This is a genomic window from Ruegeria haliotis (genome assembly GCF_013377785.1).
GTDB lineage: Bacteria > Pseudomonadota > Alphaproteobacteria > Rhodobacterales > Rhodobacteraceae > Ruegeria > Ruegeria haliotis.
In genome coordinates this window covers 1-21762 of sequence record NZ_JABXWT010000010.1, presented here as the reverse complement: position 1 = coordinate 21762, position 21762 = coordinate 1, and the positions used below count along the sequence as shown (strand labels likewise).

The 21762-nt window shown below is 55.3% G+C and carries 19 protein-coding genes, 1 tRNA gene and 1 pseudogene; 17 read left to right on the top strand and 4 right to left on the bottom strand.

Going from position 1 to position 21762, the window contains the following annotated elements; all coding sequences use genetic code 11:
• Positions 1 to 35: 35 nt before the first annotated feature.
• The 7 genes from HW561_RS15520 (at position 36) to HW561_RS15490 (ending at position 7598) form a co-directional block, all read left to right on the top strand.
• Positions 36 to 1058: a site-specific integrase gene (locus tag HW561_RS15520; RefSeq protein ID WP_176866256.1), complete on the top strand. Its 1023-nt coding sequence runs from the start codon at positions 36 to 38 to the stop codon at positions 1056 to 1058.
• A 58-nt stretch (positions 1059 to 1116) separates the two neighbouring features.
• Complete coding sequence (locus HW561_RS15515; RefSeq protein ID WP_176866255.1) at positions 1117 to 2559, top strand: class I SAM-dependent DNA methyltransferase; 1443 nt, start codon at positions 1117 to 1119, stop codon at positions 2557 to 2559.
• Positions 2556 to 3788 (top strand): restriction endonuclease subunit S, encoded by a 1233-nt coding sequence (locus HW561_RS15510; RefSeq protein ID WP_176866254.1) that lies wholly within the window; start codon positions 2556 to 2558, stop codon positions 3786 to 3788. The genes HW561_RS15515 and HW561_RS15510 overlap by 4 nt, the downstream gene beginning before the upstream one ends.
• A gap of 38 nt (positions 3789 to 3826) precedes the next feature.
• On the top strand, positions 3827 to 4147 hold the full coding sequence (locus HW561_RS15505) for a hypothetical protein (protein WP_176866253.1): 321 nt from the start codon (positions 3827 to 3829) through the stop codon (positions 4145 to 4147).
• 46 nt (positions 4148 to 4193) lie between these two features.
• Complete coding sequence (locus tag HW561_RS15500; protein WP_176866252.1) at positions 4194 to 4487, top strand: hypothetical protein; 294 nt, start codon at positions 4194 to 4196, stop codon at positions 4485 to 4487.
• Positions 4484 to 6811 carry an EcoAI/FtnUII family type I restriction enzme subunit R gene (hsdR, locus tag HW561_RS15495; RefSeq protein ID WP_176866251.1) on the top strand — a complete coding sequence of 776 codons (2328 nt, stop codon included), beginning with the start codon at positions 4484 to 4486 and terminating at the stop codon, positions 6809 to 6811. Before HW561_RS15500 ends, hsdR begins: the two co-directional genes overlap by 4 nt.
• Positions 6812 to 7512: 701 nt before the next feature.
• Positions 7513 to 7598 (top strand) — tRNA-Leu (locus HW561_RS15490).
• Positions 7599 to 7693: 95 nt separating this feature from the next.
• On the opposite strand, the gene HW561_RS15485 is transcribed toward HW561_RS15490, so the two are convergent.
• Together HW561_RS15485 and HW561_RS15480 are read right to left on the bottom strand one after the other, a co-directional pair.
• Entirely contained in the window at positions 7694 to 8191 is a 498-nt protein-coding gene (locus HW561_RS15485; protein WP_235962935.1) for a hypothetical protein, read from the bottom strand.
• Positions 8184 to 8936 carry a helix-turn-helix transcriptional regulator gene (locus tag HW561_RS15480; RefSeq protein WP_235962934.1) on the bottom strand — a complete coding sequence of 251 codons (753 nt, stop codon included), beginning with the start codon at positions 8934 to 8936 and terminating at the stop codon, positions 8184 to 8186. Before HW561_RS15480 ends, HW561_RS15485 begins: the two co-directional genes overlap by 8 nt.
• Before the next feature lie 599 nt (positions 8937 to 9535).
• Here HW561_RS15480 and HW561_RS15475 point away from each other — a divergent pair.
• The 6 genes from HW561_RS15475 to HW561_RS15450 all read left to right on the top strand — a co-directional run bounded on the left by HW561_RS15475 (position 9536) and on the right by HW561_RS15450 (position 18335).
• Positions 9536 to 11878: a hypothetical protein gene (locus HW561_RS15475; RefSeq protein WP_176866249.1), complete on the top strand. Its 2343-nt coding sequence runs from the start codon at positions 9536 to 9538 to the stop codon at positions 11876 to 11878.
• A 130-nt stretch (positions 11879 to 12008) separates the two neighbouring features.
• The gene (locus HW561_RS15470) at positions 12009 to 13949 is read left to right on the top strand and encodes a type I secretion protein (RefSeq protein WP_176866248.1); all 1941 of its coding nucleotides are present in this window, start codon (positions 12009 to 12011) and stop codon (positions 13947 to 13949) included.
• Between the two features lie 38 nt (positions 13950 to 13987).
• Positions 13988 to 16249 (top strand): type I secretion system permease/ATPase, encoded by a 2262-nt coding sequence (locus HW561_RS15465; protein WP_176866247.1) that lies wholly within the window; start codon positions 13988 to 13990, stop codon positions 16247 to 16249.
• A 2-nt stretch (positions 16250 to 16251) separates the two neighbouring features.
• On the top strand, positions 16252 to 17604 hold the full coding sequence (locus HW561_RS15460) for an HlyD family type I secretion periplasmic adaptor subunit (protein WP_176866246.1): 1353 nt from the start codon (positions 16252 to 16254) through the stop codon (positions 17602 to 17604).
• Positions 17605 to 17674: 70 nt separating this feature from the next.
• The gene (locus tag HW561_RS15455; RefSeq protein WP_176866245.1) at positions 17675 to 18052 is read left to right on the top strand and encodes a rhodanese-like domain-containing protein; all 378 of its coding nucleotides are present in this window, start codon (positions 17675 to 17677) and stop codon (positions 18050 to 18052) included.
• Positions 18053 to 18146: 94 nt separating this feature from the next.
• Complete coding sequence (locus HW561_RS15450; protein WP_176866244.1) at positions 18147 to 18335, top strand: hypothetical protein; 189 nt, start codon at positions 18147 to 18149, stop codon at positions 18333 to 18335.
• On the opposite strand, the gene HW561_RS15445 is transcribed toward HW561_RS15450, so the two are convergent.
• Complete coding sequence (locus tag HW561_RS15445; RefSeq protein ID WP_176866243.1) at positions 18336 to 19094, bottom strand: alpha/beta fold hydrolase; 759 nt, start codon at positions 19092 to 19094, stop codon at positions 18336 to 18338.
• Between the two features lie 90 nt (positions 19095 to 19184).
• Here HW561_RS15445 and HW561_RS15440 point away from each other — a divergent pair, with 90 nt between their 5' ends.
• The 4 genes from HW561_RS15440 (at position 19185) to HW561_RS15425 (ending at position 21310) form a co-directional block, all read left to right on the top strand.
• The gene (locus HW561_RS15440) at positions 19185 to 19559 is read left to right on the top strand and encodes a hypothetical protein (protein ID WP_176866242.1); all 375 of its coding nucleotides are present in this window, start codon (positions 19185 to 19187) and stop codon (positions 19557 to 19559) included.
• A 56-nt stretch (positions 19560 to 19615) separates the two neighbouring features.
• Entirely contained in the window at positions 19616 to 20206 is a 591-nt protein-coding gene (locus HW561_RS15435) for a TetR/AcrR family transcriptional regulator (protein WP_176866241.1), read from the top strand.
• Positions 20207 to 20298: 92 nt separating this feature from the next.
• Positions 20299 to 20982: a PspA/IM30 family protein gene (locus tag HW561_RS15430; protein WP_176866240.1), complete on the top strand. Its 684-nt coding sequence runs from the start codon at positions 20299 to 20301 to the stop codon at positions 20980 to 20982.
• 43 nt (positions 20983 to 21025) lie between these two features.
• A complete protein-coding gene (locus tag HW561_RS15425; RefSeq protein ID WP_176866239.1) occupies positions 21026 to 21310 on the top strand; it encodes a hypothetical protein in 285 nt (94 codons plus the stop codon).
• Positions 21311 to 21450: 140 nt separating this feature from the next.
• Here the strand turns inward: HW561_RS15425 and glyA are convergent.
• Positions 21451 to 21762, bottom strand: a pseudogene (gene glyA / locus HW561_RS15420) (serine hydroxymethyltransferase); the annotation flags it as partial.

The window sequence follows — 21762 nt, the reverse complement described above, 5'->3', positions numbered from 1 at the left end:
CCCTTAAACTTTCACAATCTCTAAGGAGGAACCCCATGAGGAAATTCAACGAGGAAAATGAGCGGATCAAACGCCGTTACTTGCAATATCTTAAGACCGCAAAGCGGAAGGACGCGGGAACTGTTCTCAAAGCGGCGGAGGGTGTATTGCGGTTTGAAGCCAGCACCAACTACGCGAACTTCAAACGGTTTCACATCGAGCAGGCGATCAAGTTTCACGACCGTATCAATGCTGAAATCAGCAAGGCAACCGGCAAGCCCTTTTCAAAATCGACAATTGCCTCGGTACTGGCAGCAAACAAGGCGTTCATCTTTTGGCTGGCTGATCAGCCCGGCTACAAGAGCCGTATCCGGCATTCCGATGCGGATTACTTCAACATGGATGCAAAAGGCCAACGGGTGGCGAGGGCCACGCGAGAAACGCCATATCCCTCCATGGAGATGGCCCGTCACGCCTTCAACTATATGCCGGAAACCACGGACGTTGACCTGCGCAACAAAGCTCTGTTTGCGTTTCTGATGCTCACTGGCGCGCGCGATGGGGCGGTTGCCTCTTTGCGGCTCAAACACATCAACATGTTCGATGGGTGCGTGTATCAGGATGCGCGCGAGGTCAGGACAAAAAATGCCAAGACCTTCACGACATACTTCTTGCCGGTCGATGCCGCGTATCAGGCCTGTTTTGATCAGTGGGTGAACTATCTAAAACAGGTAAAGCTGTTTGGGCCAGACGATCCGCTGTTTCCACCTGCGGAGATCAAGCCGGTTGACGGCGAATTCAAAGTGGTCGGCCTAAAGCGCGAAACCTACAAAAATGCCAATGCTATCCGCACGGCGATCAAAGAAGCTTTTGTGCGGGCCGATCTGCCGCCTTTCACGCCCCATGCGTTTCGCAAAACTTTGGTGAAATGGGCTGACTCGCGTTACCAAACCCGCGAAGCCTTTAAGGCCTTTTCCCAGAATATCGGCCATTCCAATATTGTCACAACCATAAGTGCCTATTGCCCGGTTGGTATTGAACGTCAGGCTGAGCTGATTAAGACGGCAAGAAGCGGCTGAGAGGCGTTGTTTCCTGCGCCGCCCCGGCATAACTTGGCGAAAAATCAAGGAACCAACCGTGTTTGAAAACGCCTTCAACAGCATCGACAAAGAACTCCGCAACGAAGATGGGCTGGCGTCTGAGCTGGACTACGCAGAACAGACCTCATGGATTTTGTTCCTGAAATACCTCGATGACATAGAGCAAGAGCGTCAGGACGAAGCCGAGCTGGAGGGCAGGGAGTATGCGCCGACGTTGCCAACCGAGATGCGCTGGAAAACATGGGCGTCGGGCAAAAATGACGATGGCACGGATCGCAAAGACGTGCTTACCGGCGAAGACCTGATTGCCTTTGTGAACGCCGAACTGTTCCCGACACTAAAGAAATATCGTGAGAACGCGACCAGCCCGGACACTATCGAATATAAGATCGGCGAGATCTTCTCAGAACTTACCAACAAATTCCGATCCGGCTATTCTCTGCGCGACGTGTTGGACATCGTGGACGGGTTGGAATTTGGCACCCAAGAGGCCAAGCACGAGCTATCTGACCTCTATGAGAGTCGCATCAAGCGTATGGGCAATGCCGGGCGCAATGGTGGGGAATACTACACACCGCGTCCGCTGATCCGCGCGATGATCAAAGTCACGGACCCCAAGATCGGCGAAACCATCTACGACGGGGCCTGCGGCTCTGCGGGGTTCTTGTGCGAAGCCTATGAACAACTGCTGACACCTGACATCTCCGCCACTGATTTCAACACGCTCCAGACCAAAACTTTCTATGGTCAGGAAAAGAAATCACTCGCCTATATCATCGCCATCATGAATATGATTCTGCATGGCATCACCGCCCCCAATATCCGGCGCACCAATACGCTCAATGAAAACGTCATGGATATTCAGGAGAAGGACCGTCACGACGTGATCCTTGCCAATCCGCCGTTTGGATCGGGCGAGCGGGCCGAGGTGCAGCAGAACTTTCCGATCAAATCGGGCGAGATGGCCTATCTGTTCATGCAGCATTTCATTCGCAAGCTAAAGGCAGGCGGGCGGGCGGCTGTGGTGATCAAGAACACGTTTCTCAGCAATGGCGACGCCGCCGCGTTGCGTCGTGAATTGCTGGAATCCTGTAATCTGCACACGGTGCTGGATTGCCCTGCCAAAGTGTTTCAGGGCGCAGGAGTGAAAACCGTGGTGCTGTTCTTTGAAAAGGGCCGCAAGACGCGGTCCACATGGTACTACGCGCTTGATCCGGAACGGTCGTTGGGCAAATCATCCCCCCTGCGGGATGATGAACTGGCCGAGTTTGTGGCGCTGCAAAAGACGCGCAGCGATAGTGCCAAAAGCTGGAGCGTTGCGCGCGACGACATTGACGAAGACACTATGGATATGTCGGTTAAAAACCCCTTTGCCCCCGAAGAAGCCCCCCTGCGAGCGCCCGCTGAGATTATCGACGACATGTTGGCGAGGGATGCTGAGACAGTAGAGATACTGGCGCAGATCAGGGGTATGCTGTGAAGACGGCGTGGGAGGTAAGGCCGCTTGGTGAAGTTTGCACGCTCGCTACAGGTGGGACGCCAAAACGTTCTGAAAGTAGCTATTTTGAGGGAGGCAAAATCAAGTGGTTGGTTTCTGGCGACATCCACCAAAAAGAGATTCACGATTGCGAAGGCCGCATAACTGAACTTGGGTTAGCGACCTCAAACGCACGTTATCTTCCCAAAAACTCTGTCATGATTGCTCTGAACGGGCAGGGTAAAACGCGGGGAGCTGTGGCACTGCTCAGAACCAAGGCCACTTGCAACCAGTCGCTTGTAAGCATTATGCCGAACAATTCTGAGAAATTGCTGCCAGAGTTTCTGTTTGCGAACCTTCATGGTCGGTATGAAGAAATCCGCAAGATGACCGGTGATAGTGGCAATGATCGTCGTGGCCTCAACATGCCGCTAATCCGGTCAATAGAAATCCCAATCCCCCCCCTCGAAGAACAAAAACAAATCGTGGCGGTTTTGGATGCGGCGTTCGAGGGGCTGACCCGCGCCAAAGAGAACGCCGAAACCAACCTCCAAAACGCGCGGGAGTTGTTTGAGAGTTATATCTCCGACCGCCTGAAAGAAATGAACGCGACGGAAATCTCGTTGTCCGAGATGATTGACGCCGGATGGATAACGAGCCATTTGGATGGCAATCATGGTAGCAACTACCCAAAGAAAGCTGAGTTTACTGAAAGTGGTGTGCCTTATGCATCGGCAAACTGCATTGTCGATGGTGAAATAGATTTAAGCCTTGCCAAGCACTTGCCCGCTGAACGGGCCGATACCCTTGTCAAAGGCACGGCGCACAACCTCGACGTAATTTTTGCGCACAACGCCACAGTTGGACCTGTTGCTGTTCTAGAGACAGACGAAGAGCGTGTATTGTTGGGAACTTCCGTTACCCATTATCGCTGCGATCCTCAGTTTCTTAATCCATATTTTTTGTGCTTCGAAATGCGTGGATCTGAATTTGTGAGGCAGTACCAATCCGTGATGGGGCAAGCCACACGAAATCAAGTGCCTATCACCATTCAGCGCAAGTTTACGCATCGTATTCCCGATCTCCAAAGCCAGCTGAAGCTTGCGACGGATGCGCGGTCGGTAGAAGCCTACTCAAAAAACCTTGTCAGCAACTATCAAGCCAAACTCCAAGACATCGCGGACCTGCGGCAATCGCTCTTGCAAAAGGCCTTTGCGGGGGAGCTGACATAGGGCTAAGCTCGCCTCATGATTGATTTTAGGAATTTTGAATGACCAATCCCATAAATGCCAAGCGCGTAAAGCTTCTGGCCGACCTAGAGTATTTGGTTGGCAACAATTGCTACAATCCAAAGATTCAGAACTATGGGGCGCATGGGATTTACCAAGGGGAGGGGCGATCAATTCGCTATCCTCTCACCGTGCTAGATGGCGAAAACGAGCCAAAAAAGTCTCGCGGCAAGGCTTCTGTGGCTGACGCCAAAGAACTTTCAACCGGCTACTATGCGTTTGGTGTAAACAGGCTCCATATTATCAAGGCACTGGACGAAGTGCTGCGGCATCTCGAAGACAATCACGGCCTGAAGCTATGAGGTTGTTCTTGGCTCTGTGTCCCAGTTGGTTCCTTTGGGAGGTGCTATGAGCAAAGGCGGCTACAACGGCGGTTCCACAATTCTTCACCCTGGGTCTGACTGGTTTAGCCAGCCCAAAGGGAAGTCGAAGAAAAAGAAGCCAGCCAGTAAGGGACTGAAACTGACGCCTGAACAAAAAGAGGCGCAGCTTCAATACCGGATACGCTTGGCCGCTGAAAGGCTTGCTAAAACACAGGCTGACTTTGATGCGGGTGGGCTGAAGCCTTCAGAAATATCGTTGGGGAAGAAGCCTTCCAAAAAAAGAAGGCAAGCCAAAAAGAAGAATAGATCGAAGAAATGACCACCGCTGGAGAAACCGAAGCAGATACCCGCGCTGACCGGATAGATCCTGCTCTTGCGGCGCAGGGTTGGTCTGGCCCCAATCAGGTAGATGGCGCGCGCGTTAGTCGGGAAGAAATGCTCTGGCCCGGTCGCATCATGTCTGGTGGTGGACTGAACGCTCCTAAGCCAGCCGACTATGTCTTGCGCATGAATGGCCATGTGCTGGCTGTGATGGAAGCCAAGAAAGCCGCGCTGCCCTACACCGAGGGGCGGGGGCAGGCGCTTGACTATGCCACGCGGATCGACGCGCGCTTCGCCTATTGCACTAATGGCATTGGGTATTACGAGATCGACCGCCACACGGGCGTCGAGCGCGATGTTGACGCGGTGCCAAGCCCGACCGAGTTATGGAACCGCTGCTATCCCACCGGCAACGCGTGGCGTGATCGGTTCGGGCAGGTGCCCTTTGAGACCGATGGCGGCAAGTGGCAACCGCGCTACTATCAAGCCGCTGCGGTCAACGCGGTGCTGGAGGCGATGTCAGATGGGGAGCGGCGCATTCTGTTGACGCTGGCGACCGGCACCGGCAAGACCTCCATCGCGTTTCAGATTGCATGGAAGCTGTTCCAATCACGCTGGAGCCTTTCGGGGGAGCCCACCCGCCGCCCGCGCATTCTGTTTCTGGCGGATCGAAACATTTTGGCAGATCAGGCATATAATTCCTTCTCGGCTTTTGAGCAGGATGCGTTGAGCCGCATCAATCCGAAAGAGATCAGCAAAAAAGGCAAGATGCCGCGCAATGCGTCGGTGTTCTTCACAATCTTTCAGACCTTTATGACGGAAAACAAATCGGGTGACGCTGAGTTCAACTTTCGCGAATACGAGACTGATTTCTTTGATTTTATCATCATTGATGAATGTCACAGGGGCGGGGCCAAGGACGAAAGCACGTGGCGTGGAATCTTGGAGTATTTCGAACCCGCTGTGCAACTTGGCCTGACCGCGACACCAAAGCGCAAAACCAACGCCGACACCTATTCGTATTTTGGTGAGCCGGTGTATACCTACGCGCTGCGCGACGGGATCGATGATGGTTTCCTGACCCCGTTCAAAGTGCGCCAGATGGCCAGCACGATTGATACCTATGTGTATAATCCTGAAGATGAGGTGGTCAGTGGCGAGATTGATCCCGACCACGTCTATACCGAGGATGAGATCAACGCGAAGATTGTGATCCCAGAACGCGAGCAAAGCCGCATTCACGAGTTCATGGATCAGATCAATCCACGCCAGAAAACTTTGGTGTTCTGCGCGACCCAAAACCACGCCGCCGCCGTGCGTGACTACATCAACCAGATCAAAGACATCGATGATCCACATTATTGCGAGCGGGTGACTGCGAACGATGGGGCGCTAGGTGAACAGAATTTGCGCGAATTTCAGGACAACGAGCGCAGCATTCCGACGATCCTGACCACGTCGCAAAAGCTATCGACGGGTGTGGATGCGCGAAATGTGCGCAATATCGTTTTGATGCGGCCTGTTAAATCGATGATTGAGTTTAAACAAATCGTTGGTAGAGGAACGCGGACCTTTGAGGGAAAGGATTTTTTCACGGTCTATGATTTTGTGAAAGCCTATGAGCATTTCAACGATCCGGAGTGGGACGGGGAGCCGTTGCCGCCTGAAGCGCCTGGTCCCAAGCGTCCTGCAATAACCGGCGGAGGGACAGGCGAACCTCCTGAAACCGGACCGGAGCCTGAAGCGAAGATTGTGGTCAAGCTTGCCGATGGCAAAGAGCGCAAGATCAAATACATCGCGACAACCAGTTACTATTCACACGATGGCAAACTGATTTCCGGTCAAGAGTTCATGGATCAGCTTTTTGGTGATCTTGGCGATTTGGTGAATGGTGAGGATGAGTTGCGTGGCATCTGGAGCAATCCAGAAACGAGGGTGCAGTTTTTGAAAGTGCTTGCTGACCGTGGATATGATGCCGGGCGTCTGGAAGACATGAAACGGCTGATCGACGCGCCGAACAGCGATGTTTTCGACGTTCTGGCCTATGTTCGGTTCACGCTAGAGCCGCAATTGAGGTCACAACGTGCTGAGGCCGCGAGAAATCAGGGGCTGGCCAATTTCGAAGGCGAAATGCGCGCATTCTTGGAAGCTGTGCTTGCAGCCTATGAGACCCATGGGGTTGATGAGTTGGCATTGACTAAGATTGGCGACTTCTTGAAGGTGAAGTATGGCGGCACCAACGGTGCGAAGCGGGTGCTCGGTGAAATTCCAACGATCCGGCAAGCCTTCATGGATATTCAGGCGCATCTGTATGCGTCGTGAGCCTGTCTAAAGCGCCCTTTGCAGTGTTGATTGGGGGCTTTATTGGGGGCCTTCACTCTACATCGAATTTATTTACCGAATTTGTTCAATGACTTCACGAGTCAATGGGGAGTCGTGTGGGCACCATCTCATCTTGTAAATCGCCATATTTCAGAAAAACAAGTCGATAGATGCCTCCTTGGGTCCACCTTCAGGTCCACAATAGGCCTGATGATGAAACTGAATGGTCTCAAGGAAGCGGCCGAGAGAGGGCAGATAGGTGACGTTGGCGCACCAGACCCGGCTGAGCCAATTCATCCGCTGGCCTCTTAGCGGGTTAAGGTGAAACTTGTGGCCCTGCGCCGCCTTGCTGGTCTTATGTTTTGGTAGATTGGCATGAGGCCCGTCAGCCGCATTAAATCGAGGCTCTTCTCACCCTCACCTTTGGGCTCGTAATGAAACGATGACCGCAAGATTGGCAGCAACGCGTATTGCATACCCACTGACAGCCCCCCGGCAGGTTTCGATGTCGTCGATCTCCTTGGTGTTGAAGATCAACAGAAAACAAACTGCAGCTTGCGTCAGTGTCCGAATTTCGGGGTAGCTCATACAGCCGCAAACGTGCCGGTGAAAAATCCCAAATTACGATCGCAAGGCGCATTGTTTTCATGATCTTGTGATTGTAATGAAGTCTCAGGCCCCGATTGGGTCCGGCATGTCATGCGGGCGTGATGGAATGGTAGACATACCAGACTTAAAATCTGGAGGCCGTATGGCCGTGTGGGTTCGAGTCCCACCGCCCGCACCACCCTCAAAGTTCAAGGCGTAACGAGTCGGCGCAGCATTTCCCTTCGGCTCGATGCCTGACGTCGAGAAAAATGTATTAGGAAATTCCAAACGGGTTCAAACCGGGTACCCTAACTTGGCAATCAGGCGCCAGATATCCCGGTTCGCGACTGATAACTGCGCCACTACGGCTTCAATGTCGTGGATTGCATTGTCATCGACAGTGTCTTCTCGCCCTAGTTTAATATCGGTTTTGCGATCTGCGATGCGCATGAGGATTGTTTTGGGATTCCCGGTCTCCTGATCGAAGGAGTAGATGCAATGATTGTATTTGTTGCGGATCCCCGAAAGTTTGCTGAGACGTTGCGTATGCTCCAGGATCGGGTCGCGTATGTTTGCGGGTCGCCCCTCCATCTTGGCAAGCCGCTCAACCAAATCAATCCGTGCCCGGGTCGTGTTCAGGGTCAGGAAAATGATCACCGCGACGTTCTTGTCGGCACCAGTCAGTCCAGCGATCAGATGGATCAACAGGCTTTCCGTGTTGGTCCACATATAGTTCAACCTGCCGACCAAAAGGATCAGGCGATCGAACCGGGCTTCGAAATTGTCAGTCAACTGAGACCCTCTGCGCCTCTTGTGGCGCGACCTCATAATAAAAATGAGCCGCCGCCGTTCGGTTGCTGACCCCGATCTTGCCCACGACGTTATGCATGTGCAGCTTGACCGTGTGTTCCGTTATTCCCAGCTTGGCTGCGATCAGCTTGTTGCTTTTGCCCTGTGAAACCAGGCGTAGAACCTGTTTTTCCCGGCGCGTCAGTTTCGAATAAAGTGGATGTCGGGCCGGGCTGGAGCGCCGGGGTTCCGGAGATCGCGTTATTGTCTTGCAAGGGGATTTTTGGGTGCCGGACACGCAATCTGCAAGAAAACAGGGCAGATACAGTTCTTCGTGCATCAGCAGCCTCAGGATGGCGCGCCAGACGTCAGGAGCGACATTCATGGGAAGAAAGCCGATGTCGCCGAATAGCGACCGGTCCCATCGTTCGAACAGAAAGCGGGCCGATTCTTCTTTGCGGTACGCAAAGGCCAAGCAACCTGATGCTGCGCGATGGGTGTATTCCTTTGATCGGGTCAGAAGATCATCAAGCATCATCTGGTCGACGACCACAACTTTACCATTTTCTGTCGACCGACTGGCCAACGCGTCAAGCGTTTCGTGACGCAGCGCCTGAACGCCGAATTCACTTTGAACGCTTCTTAAGGTCTGATTTGAATAGAATAATTCCTTGCCTATGAAATTGATTGAAAAATCCTCATACCGCGCGTCTTGGCTGGCGGATTCATTCTGAAAAGAACCACTCATTATTCCCCCCTCCACAAAAAAGCGACGCTAAACCTAATGAATATCAGGTGGAAATTGGCATCGCAAAAACTTAACAATTCAATAAAATTACGTGTGGACTATAGCCGAAAGTAACAATTTCATCAATATGACGTGAACTCAATAGTGAGGTTTATAGAACTTTTGAGTAAGTTTTTCTGATGGTAAATCGTATAAGCAATGGAAACAATTGAATTTATTTGGCGGTATTAAATATCACGAATTTCAAGCGCTCTACTTGTTTGGATGATGCTGATTTCAATAAATATCAAATAAAAATAACTACTTGAGAGATTTACTACTTTCAGTCAGCTAGGCGCACGCATGCAGTGCTGCAACCATGGGCTTGCTTCAATTGATGAGGCGTTTTGTTCCTGACGTGCCCGCGCCCAGCGCATTTTCGCGATTATTCATGCGGTCACGATTTCGGCTAAGCCGAGAAAGGAGGTGACCACGCAACAATGACATCCGACCATGTGCAGCTTGGTCTTATGACTGTATGTGGATTTTTTGTTTCAATCGCGCCGAATACCGCTTTGTAGATGAATGGCGGTCTGGTGCATCAGAAATGGATTTTTGTTATGCGACGCAATGTTAATAATACCAATGTCACGACCGTCGACGAAATTAATGTCGAAAATCTGGACGCTCCGGTAGATATTGAAATTCCTGTTGAAGAAGCGACAATCGAAGCGAACCTGAATGCGCAGCAGCAGGGTCAGTCGACCGAAAACACCAACAACAACGAAGATGAACAAAACCAGGCTCAGGCTCAGGCGACCGAGGTTGCAAACGAGCAGGGTCAGGGCCAGGATCAGGGCCAAGCCCAAGGGCAACTTCAAGGTCAGCAGCAAGCCAATACCAATGGCGGTGATGACAGCAACGACAACTCAAACAGCAACTCGATCAATATCGACTTCGGCGGCGGCGAGTGGATTCCGCGCGACGATGACCAGGTGGATCTGGATATTGGTGATTCCGCGACCGTGGGTGATGTGATCACTGCCGGTCGGGATCTGACTTATGATCCGGGCGATGACATGAACCTGGATATTTCGCTGAATGGTGCTGGCAATGACATGTCGTCCGTCAACAATCAACTGGCCAACCTGAGCGATGATGACACGCTGGATTCTCCGACTGTTTCCAACAATGCCGACTTTAACCAGAACGGAAGCGCATACGGCGGTACTGCGCATGCCGAAGAAGGTATCGGGTCATCCGCAGATGGCGGTAACTCGGGTCAGGGCGGAACCAGCTACGGCGGTTCGGCCAGCGGCTCAACGTATGGCAGCAACGCGCTAGCCTCTGGTGGTCACACTGGTAATGCTGGTGCAAGCGCACAGGGCGGTGCCGGTGCAGCGTCAGGTGACGCGACCAATGTCAGCCTGGGTCTGGGTTTGTCCGGCGCCGAGGCCAGCGGTGAAAGTACCGCAGGCGACGGCGGCAATGCCGACAGCAACTCAAACGCCAATAACACTGGTAGTTCGAATGCGAATGGTCAGGGTACCGGCGGAGAAGGCGGTAGCGCTGATTCCTTCGGATTGGGTCTGGGTCTCGGTTTGTCCGGTGCGGGCGCCCATGGTAACGCGAACGGCGGCGACAATGGTTCGCTCTCGGGCGCGCTTGGTGCTGGTCTGGCTGGCAACGACTCGTCTGCTGAAGGCGCGGATGGCGGCAACGGCAACGCATCGAACAACGGGTCTGCCTCGAACAACAGCACGGGCACCAACGAAGCCAATGAAGCCACCGCAGGCAGCAATAATGCAGCCGGCGCGGCAGGTAGTGCTGCTGGTAGCGGCGCTGACGGGACCGGTGGTCCGGGCTCTGGTGGTTCCGGATCTGGTGGTTCCGGATCTGGCGGTGAAGGCGCTGGCGGCGCGGGCACTGGTGGTGAAGGCGCAGGTGGTTTCTCGGCCATGGTCGACGCAGCCATCGCAGCCCTGAATCAGGAAATCGGTGGTCTTGGCGTGAATGCCGGTGATCCCGATGCGACAACTGGTGGTGGCGGAACCACGGGCAACAACCCGGGTACCGGTGGTGCCGGTAGCGGTGGTGCAGGGACCGGTGGAGCCGGAACCGGTGGAGCCGGATCTGGTGGCGAAGGCGCAGGTGGTGCCGGAACCGGTGGATCGTCGGCAGCAAGCTCTGGTGCACAGGGTGTGGGCGATCAGGCGGCCAGTGGCCCGAATATCAGCCAGAACCCCGGTGATATCAACGGCGCGGCCAGTAACCCACAAACCGCAAATGGTCCTGGTGGAGCCGGTGGCTCGAACGGAACCAACGGTTCGGCCAATGGATCTGGCACGGGTACGTCGACAGCCGAGGGTGAAGGTGGTGCCGGTGGCTCGACCACGCCAACAGCCAACTCGTCCGGTAGCGGCGCGGGTTCTGCGGATGCGGCCAACACGGCTGGCGCAGGTGGCGCAGCCGAGGTGTTCGCAGAGTCGGACACGGATGGCACTGCCGACAGTCTCGCCGAGGCGATTGCCGGTTATGGTGGTGAATCCTACACCGACAACGACGCAACATCGACCGGATCGGGCAGCGCGACTGGCGCGGCCAGTTCGGGTGCCGGTGGTGCTGGCGGTGCAGCAGCTGCGAATGGCGGAACCAGCGGATCCTCGATGGGGACCGCGATGTCCGGCGACACCATGGGTGGCACGATCACCGGTGGCAGCGCAGCAGGCGCCTATTCCGGCGACGGCGGCGGTGGCGGCAATGGCGGCATGTGGGGTTCGAACAACGGTGGCGATGGTATCGTGACCGGAGAATCCTATGCGTCGGCAGCAGCTGTGGTCGATACCTCGGCCTTCAACCAGTCGATCGTCATGGGTGCCAACGTGCTTGGCAACTCGGTCGATACGACCATGGTTGGCGGTTCGATGACCTCGTCCTACGCAAGCGACGATACCGAAGCGTAAAAACAAAGCGGGGTTCGCATTTTCGGACCCCGGGCTTTTAATGAAAACGCCGAGGCCGTGACATGCGGCCTCGGCCCAACTGAACCCAAGGCGGATATTTTTGGCCGGCGCGGGTGAAAGGATAACCGACATGGCCCTTGACAGTATTACCGAAACGATTGCGCATTTTGTTGGAACTTTTGAGATTACGATGGAGCAGGCCCGGCTGAGAGATCAGTACGAGGAATTTACCGCCCTGAAGCGAAAAGCCGAACTTGAAGACATTGAGGGGCCAACGACGATCCGGATCAAAGCAGATCTTGAGCTTGCGCCGGGCGACTACAAACCACTTCCTTACAAATTCAGTCCAGAACAACCCGATCTTCCGTTTCCGCCAGCACCTAGCGGGCCCATTTCGGAAACCGTGATTTACCTTGACGGCGTGCCTGTTTCTGAACGTTTCATTCCTGATTCAGCTATTGGAGGACCGTCAGCATCAGCTGAACTCATAATTTTGCGACCGGACACCGAACCCCTCGGGTCGGCTGTAACCTACACGTTGCAGACGCTGTTCATGCGCGACAATGATACCGTGGGCGAGGGTGATTTTCGCGACACCGAGGCCCTGATGGCAACGGGCGAAGAGATGTTGGATATGGCCCTTTCCCTGCATGCAGTGGCGGCCCCGTCTTTTTCGCTGGCGGAATACAAATCGATCGACGCGGTCGAAGCATTGGCCGAACAGATGCTGAACCCGATGAATTCGGATGTCGAGGGCGTCACGGTACATCAATTCCATGGTGAAGACGCATTGGGTGTGATCGTGAACGGCGAACACATGTCCGAAGCACCAGTCTGGAACGATCTTCTCCCAACCTATCACCAGCCGGAAGAAGAGACCGAAAACGAATTGTCCAATCTGTTGCCCGCGGAATGGGATCAGTCGGATGATCCCGAGTTCGACGCGGGCCATACGGTTGTTGCGGGTGGCAATCTGGCCATCAACGCGGTGTCCGCTACGGTTGCCTGGGTCGATGCGCCCTTTATCGCCGTGGGTGGTCAATCGATCAGCTTGACGATGATCTCTCAGGTGGCGCTCGTGTCTGATTGGGATCAGGGCCAAGCGGGTACCGGAAGTGGTACCAACATCGTGCAATCCTCGCAGATCGAGGTCGAGGCCAACGCGGCGCCCTGGTTGGTCGAGAGCACGGGCGAGCCGGGACAACCCTCATTCCTGACAGTGGACTGGGTCCATGGTGATCTGGTGGTGGCAAATTTCATCAAACAGGTCATTGATGCCACGGATATTGATCACATTCAGACAGAGATTTCTGCCGCCTCGACGCTCTATGCGATGGGCGACAATGAAATGTTCAACGTGACCGACATCATTCAGCTGGGCAGTTTCTATGACTTGATCATGATTGGCGGCAACATGGTCTCGGTCGACATGTTGTTCCAGACCATCGCGTTGATGGATGACGATATCGTCACTGGTGGCATGTCTGGCACCATGGCAGGCGAGGACGAAAACCTTGTCATGAACCAAGCCTCGGTCAACACTATTGGCGAGGATTTCCACGAGGAATTACAGCAAAACATCTCCAGCGCCATGGCCATGCAGGAAATGGACATGGCTGCGTTGGAAGAGGCGTTGCTGAACGACCCGATGTTCGCCGGGATGGAGCAGATGCGTGTCCTCAAGATTGATGGCGATCTGTTGCAGGTCAATATCATCGAACAGGTCACCATGATGCTGGATCAGGATGACATCTTCCTGTCCGGTCCCAATGCCGCCCAAACCCAGGTGATTGCGGGCAGCAACGCCATGCTGAATGCGGCAAGCATCACCAAATTGGGTGTCGATTCAACCGTCATGGCCGGGGGTGGGTCCTACTCGGATCTGCTGCTGCATCAGGCCAGCCTGATCGAGATGCAGGAAAGCGAAGATATTGCCGAGCTGACCAACGAGGCGATTGCGATCCTGATGGAAGAAGCTGCTGGCGGACAAATGGGTGCCCCAAGCGGGCCGCAATTGTCGCCTGCGGAACAGCTAAACGCCGATGATGGCCTGCAAACCATGCTGGCCTGATTTCCCTTTTTTGTAACGAGTGACCAGAAGGTTTGTAGATGTCGATCATTTTTTCGTCGCGCCGAACCCTTTATGCCAGCCCTTTGGACCGACAGGGCGGCGTGGGTTCGATGACTCTGAAATCCAGTGACGAGGGCGCACGCCCAACCAGGGTCACACAACACTCTCGCCACTTGAACCTGACCGAGGAGATGCGCGTGCCCGACCCGGATCAAAGTCAGGTGGCAGACGACGAAGCAAAGCACGCAGAAACTGCTGGTTCGGTTCAGGACGCTGTCCCGCCTCAGCAATCCAGTGAATACACAGAGACGCAGAGACGACGTGCCGTTCCTCCCCAACGGTGCGAACAGCCACAGCCCGCAGAAGACGAAGACTCAGCGGGTGGTGGCGCAGGGGTGGCCGATGCCGATGACCCTGAGTCAGAAACCGTCAGTGACACGACAGCGCGCAAGACCCCCTCAGCGCGCACGTCCGACGGGGATCGCATAGGCACCACGATCGAGGCCAAGGCAAACCAGCCATTGCTTCGGACCAAGTCCGGCGGCGGTGACGGGAACGGGCCACCCCATACTTTCCACAAGCGCACCCCGCCCGAGGATTTCAAGCGCACGTTGCGCAATTCGATGCGGGCAATCTGGCGCAATCTCGCGTTTGTGCTGGTGCTGACTTGTGCGACCAATATTCTGATCCTGGCAATTCCGATCTACCTGTTTCAGATCAGTGATCGGGTGTTGACCAGCCGGTCCCTGGACACGCTGATCATGCTGACAGCGATTGTGGCGGGTGCAGTGATTTTCCAATCGGCCTTCGATGCGATACGCCGGTTCATGCTGATGCGCACGGCGGTCGAAGTGGCCGCCCGTCTCGGTGCGCCAGTTCTGAGCGCCGCCGCGCATGCCTCGTTGCATGGAAACGGGCGTGAATATCAGACGCTGGGTGACTTGCAGCAGGTGCGGGGTTTTCTGGTGTCGGGGACGTTGATTTCGTTCCTTGATGTCCCTTTTGCGCCGCTGTTCATCCTGATGATCTTTTTAGTGCATCCGCAGCTGGGGATGATCGTCGTCGTTACGGCGTTGCTGTTGATGACCATTGCGCTGGTTAACCAGAAAATGACGGCCAAACCTTTTGCCGAGGCGAACAGGGCGCAATCCATGGCCAACCAGCATCTGGATTCGATGTCACGCAACAGCCAGATTATCAACGCGCTGGCGATGATCCCAGAGGCGGTGCGGATCTGGGGGCAGGACACCGCCCAATCCCTGACATGGCAAGTGAAGGCGCAGGATCGCAACGTGATCTTCGCTGCCATCTCGCGTGGGGTGCGTTTGTTAACGCAGATTGGCATTCTGGGCTGGGGCGCGTTTCTGGCCCTGCAAGGTGAGATTACCGGCGGTATGGTCATTGCCGCGTCGATCATCGCAGGTCGGGCATTCGCGCCAATTGAAGGGTCAATCGAAGGGTGGAACACTTTTCTTCTGACCCGAGGCGCCTATGGCCGGATCAACGCGTTGCTGTCGAATTCGGCGTTACAATTTGAAAAGCTGCGTTTGCCACGCCCGGAAGGTCGGTTGGATGTCGAACGGCTGCTCTATGTTCCGAGCGGTACGAAAAGCGTGGTACTGAACGGTATCAGCTTCTCGCTCAGCCCAGGTGAGACACTGGCGATTATCGGCAACTCAGGTGCTGGAAAGACCACGCTAGGCAAAACGCTGGTTGGCTCCGTCATGCCCACATCGGGCAGCGTCCGGCTGGACCTGATGGACATCCGAAATTGGGATCCACGCCAGTTTGGTGAAAGCATCGGGTATCTGCCGCAGGACGTGCAGCTGTTTCCGGGCACGATCAAGGACAACATTGGTCGGATGCGGGCCGACGCCACAGATGAGCAGATTCACGATGCGGCAGTATTGGCCGATGTTCACAACATGATCGCCACGCTGCCACAAGGATATGAGACGGTGGTGGCCGCAGACGGGGCGCCTCTGTCCGGGGGACAGAAACAACGGATTGCGCTTGCTCGTGCGTTCTTTGGAAACCCACGCATGGTGGTCTTGGACGAGCCGAATTCGAACCTCGACGTCGCGGGCGATCAGGCGCTGGCATGCGCAATCGCTCAGGCCAAGGAAAGCAAGATTACCGTTGTGGTCATCACGCAGAAACCCACGCTGCTGAATGTGGTCGATAAGATCATGCTGTTGACCGACGGGCGTGTTGCTCTGTTTGGTCAGCGTGAACAGGTTCTGCAACAGCTGAACGGACCACGTAAACAACCCGGAATTGAAGGCCAGCAGGGGGGCTGACCATGACTGATCTCATACCCATCGACAAAACACCCAAGGATCCAACCGTTTGGTATGCCGAGGTTCCACGCTCGATCAATCGATTCATTGTGATCGGAATCGTCATGCTGGTTGTGTGTTTTGGCGGCTTTGGTGTCTGGTCCTTCAGTGCGCCGCTGGCGGCCGCCGTGATTGCGCAAGGCAGCTTTGTCGCAACAGGCCGCAACAAGATCGTGCAGCATCTGGAAGGCGGGATCATCGAAAACATCCAAGTCGCGGAAGGTGAAACCGTACAGGCCGGTCAGGTCTTGATGACATTGGACCAGACGTTGGCCCAGGCGAATGAGCGGGAGTTGTTTATCCGCAAAATCCGCCTGCAAGCCATGACCGAACGGTTGCTTGCGGAATATCGCGAAAAAGAGCGGCTGTCCTTTCCCCCGGACCTGATCGAAGCCACGGAGGATATCGAAGTGATGGCAATTCTCGACGGTCAGAAACTCAGCTTTGATGTCTCACGCAAGACGATGCTGAACGATGTCGCCCTGTTGGAACGTAATATGGAGGCGCTGAAGATCCGCGCAAGCGGGTTCGAGGCCCAGTTGGACAGCATGAGGCGGCGCGCGGACATCTTGCAGGAAGAATATGAGACCAAGAAATCGTTGTTTGAGAAAGGTTTGGTGCGCAAAGGGGAACTGAACACAATTCGGCGCGTTCAGGCCGAGGCTGAGGGCCAACAAGCCCGGTTGCAGGCCGAGACTGCCGAAATCAATCAGATGCTGCTGAAGTACGAAGAACAGATCACGCGCACCCGATCAGCCTATCGCGAGGCCGCGCTGGATGAGCTGGGCGTGATCGAGGCGGATTTGGAAAGTGTTCGTGAGAAATCCCGGCAAGCCCGCAGCGTTCTGGCCCGTGCGGTGGTGCGCGCGCCGGTGACGGGTACGGTCGTACGGCTGCATTATCACACGCCCGGTGGTGTGATTGAAACCGGCGAACCCATCGCTGAAATTCTACCCGCCGACGCGCCTCTGATCATCGAAGCACAGATCCCACGCACCGAAATTGACAGTGTCGTGACCGGGCAGTTCGCAACGGTGCGCCTGGTTGGTCTAAACCAACGGACAACCCCGGTTCTGAGTGGCGAAGTGTTCTATGTTTCTGCCGATGCTTTGGTCGAAGATTCAACGGGCGTCCCACAAGAGGTTTATCTGGCCCGGATTTCGCTGACGCCTGATGAATTAAAGCGTGTGCGGGGATTCATCCCGACACCGGGTATGCCTGCGGAAATCATGATCCAGACCGAAGAAAGAACTTTCGCGGCCTACATCGCCAAACCCGTCTCGGACAGCATGTCCCGCGCCTTTCGCGAGCACTGACCCCGACGCGGCTACATCTTCCGTTTTCCGCATGTTAGCATCCGCGCAAATCATTCAAGGAGAGCTGTGCATGCCGATGACGGTCAAGGACATGATGCAGGCGGCCAACGCGGCGGTCGAGCGTATTGATACTGCCGAGGCCAGGACCTTGTTGGAGCAAGGAGGTTTGCTGCTGGATATTCGCGATACGACTGAGCTACAGCAAACGGGCCGCGCGGTGGGCGCGCATCATATTCCACGTGGCATGCTTGAATTCCGTGCGGATGATACGCTTCAGTCCCATGACCCGGAACTGCGCAAGGACCGGCCTATCGTGCTTTATTGCGTCTCGGGCGGACGGTCCGCTTTGGCGGGTAAGCTGCTGAGGGATATGGGCTATGCGCGGGTGTATAATCTGGGTGGTCTGATTGACTGGGCGAATGGAGGAGGCGAAATCGTCGATTCCTAAACCTGATGACGGTTTGATCTGACCCATGTCAAAGTCGATCATATTCAGGGCGTGTAATGTGGCGATCAAGGTTCAACCAAAAGGAAGATTGGCCATGTTTCGCCTTGCCGCCATGCTGTACTCATTGATCGCAACCGCGCTGGCCGGATCGGCCGTCGTTGCCGTACTGGCAGCTGGGTTGGTGTCCGTAAGCGCAATCGTATCGGCCGCCGCCGCAGGCGCTGTTATTGGCGTACCGGCGTCGTGGTTGGTGGCGAAACGGTTGTATCAGGGTTCAGCTTGATCAGGCGTTCAGGAACGCTCTGACCGCGGCTTCGAATTCACGTGGTTTTTCGGCGTGCAGCCAATGACCCGCACCAGGGATTCTGGCAAAGCGCGCGCGCGGAAACAACGCGCGAATCTTGTCACGATGTTCCGGCAGCACATAGTCCGATGCGCCGCCTGACAAGAAAAGGGCAGGGCCATCCCACGGCCCGTCCAGCTGTGGAAAGGCCATGATCTTGGGCATCTCAGCTGCCAATACGTCCAAGTTCAAAAGCCAGCGTTTTCCTGCAACATCGAGGGATTGCGTGAAAAAGCTCTGCAAGGCTTTTTCAACACCCTGCTCAGCAAGCTGTTGTTCCGCGTCCGAGCGGCGACCAACCTGTGAAAAATCGACAGCGCGCATGGCTTCGATGAACTGTATCTGGCTGTGGCCGTAAGCGACTGGCGCGATATCGGCCACGACAAGTTTGCGCACAAGCGCACCGTGTTGCAGGGCCAGCGTCATCGCGGCCTTGCCGCCCATCGAGTGCCCGAGAACATCCGCCGACCCGCCAATTTGTTCGATCGCTTCGGCGAGATCCTGCGCAAGGTGAGTATAATCATGCTGAGGATCCCACTTGCTATAAGCGTGGTTGCGCATGTCCACGGCCACAACTTGCCGCTCATCCGAGAGCCTGCGCGCGATCACGCCCCAATTTCGGGCCGATCCATACAGGCCATGGGCAATAACAAGAGGCGGGTGCGCGGTCGGTTCACCATGTACAATCATGTTCAGCATATTCGCGTGATACAAGCCAGCGCATGGAACGGCCAGCCCCATTGTGGCCTGCGCTGGCTGAGGTTAGATTGCCGTGTCAGGAGGCCACGCATGTCGCAGGACACAGACATTCAAACCCGGATCGCGCAGACGATTGCGCTGCTGCGCACCAAACTGGGGGTGCGGGGCAAAACGCTGACGGCCTCTGTGCAGCGCGCAAAGCGTCGTTTGCCACGTCGGGTTTACAAGCAGGCTTTGGTTTTGGCCCGGGCAGAACAGATGGCGGCGCATCCAAAACTACGGCAAGTGTTGGATAATCCGAAACTCGTTCAGGCCTCTGAGGACGTGCAGGCGCATCTGGGCTCGATCAATCTGGCGGATCGCAGGATGGGATGGTTTTTGGGCCTGCTCGGAGGGTTGGCCTTTAACATGTTGGCCCTGACGGCGCTGGTTTTGCTGTTTCTTTGGTGGCGCGACTTGATCTGATCCGGGGTTCTGGCCTATGCGCTGTGTCATGAACGCGGTTCAAGGCTGAGGACGCCATGTCAACGAAATCCCAACTCCGGCGCGAACAACTGCGCGAAAGGCTAATCGAGGCTGCGGAGATTCGCATTGATCGAGATGGTCTGAGTGACCTGAGAGCGCGGGATCTGGCTAAGGATGCGGGTTGCGCGCTGGGCGCGATCTACAATGTGTTTGAAGACCTGAATGCCATTGCGATGGCCGTAAACGGGCGCACATTTCGGCTTTTGGGGCAGGCGGTTGGCACCTCGTTCGACGGTGGCGAACCCCCAGTGCAGCGGCTGATCGTCATGAGCACGGCCTATCTGCATTTTGCCGACAGCAATACTAACCTCTGGCGCGCGCTGTTTGATCTGAAAATGACCGATGATGGCCCAGTGCCCGACTGGTATCGAAACGCGCTGAAAGGGTTGTTTTCCTATATTGCCGAACCTGTCGAGCAGCTCTTCCCCGATCTCGACCGTGCCGAGATGGATTTGATGACACGGGCCTTGTTTTCGTCGGTGCATGGAATTGTGACACTTGGTCTGGAAAACCGTATCTCGGGCGTGCCCCCCGAGCAGATCGAGCGGATGATCACACAGGTTCTTTCACGGATTGGAAACAAATAGTTTCCTGAACGCTGTTCACAAAAATACTTGAACGGCGTTCATGGTGTCGTTATATCAAATTTGTGAACGATGTTCATGAATTGGAGAAACACATGTTCGGTACTCTGAGAACTTTGATAAACGGTGCAAATGCACGGGCCGAGGGCAGCCTGCGCGATACCTATTCAATCGAATTGATCGACCAGAAAATTCGTGAAGCAGACCAAAACCTGAAAGCGGCAAAGCTAACGCTGGCAAGCTTGATCCAGAAGCAGCGCAACGAAAACCGCCAGATCGAAGGGCTACAAAGCCGGGTTGATGATCTGATGACCCGGGCCCGACAGGCACTGGCTGATGACCGTCAGGATCTGGTCGAAAGTGCTGCGCAGGCCGTAGCTGATCTGGAAAACGAACTGGCGTTGCGAACGCAGACTGTTGACCGGCTCGAGGCGCGCATTTTGCAATTGCGTCATTCGGTTCAGGCTGCCAGCCGTCGTATCCTGGACCTTAAACAGGGGGCAATTTCTGCCCGTGCTGTCAAACGGGAACAAAGCCTGCAAAAGCGGCTGAACCGGCATCTCGGCGGCGACAGCCCCATTGATGAGGCCGAGTCCCTGATCGCGCGTGTGATGAGCCAGGATGATCCCTTTGAGCAATCGGAAATCTTGCGCGAAATCGACGCCGGGATGGACCACACAAACCTCGCCGCCCGGATGGAAGAGGCCGGGTATGGCCCCAAAACCCGGGCAACCGCATCGGACGTTCTGAACCGCCTCAAGGCGCAGTCCGACACTTGAACTTCAATCAATCTGAATGTGTTTTGAAAATAGGAGACTTCCAATGAACAATCGTAATGAAAATGGCCTGATCATGATGCTGAACGGTGCAGGCGTTGCTGTGGCTTACGCCTTGCTGGGTATTTCGCTGTATCTGTCGACCGATGTTCCGCTGGCGACCAAAGGCTACTGGGGTATGGGCATTGTTCTGCTGACGCTCAGTCTGATCAATGTGGTCAAATACCGCTTCGACACCCGTTCGGCCGAAGATCGCATCAACCGGATCGAAGAAGCCCGCAATGAAAAGCTGTTGGAGGATGTGCTGAAAGAGCCGTCATCCGAGGTCTAACACCAACCGTGCCGCGCCCCTTAGGCGCGGCGCTCGGCCTGATGCTTTCAGCGCATCTGTGATGCGCCCAAAACCGGTGAGAGATCGACGAAAAAAAACGGCGCCACAGGGGCGCCGTTTTCTATTCGATACCGCACCGATTACAGGTTCGGGTAGATAGGGAATTTGGCGCAGAGGTCTGCGACTTCGGCTTTGACCTTGGCTTCGACGGCGGCGTTGCCGTCCTCGCCATTGGCGGCCAGACCGTCGACCACTTCAATGATCCAGTCGGCGATCTGGCGGAACTCGGCCTCGCCAAAGCCGCGGGTGGTGCCGGCGGGCGAACCCAGGCGGATGCCGCTGGTGATGGTCGGCTTCTCGGGGTCGAACGGCACACCGTTCTTGTTGCAGGTGATATGCGCCCGGCCCAGAGCCTTGTCGACGATATTGCCGGTCACGCCTTTGGGCCGCAG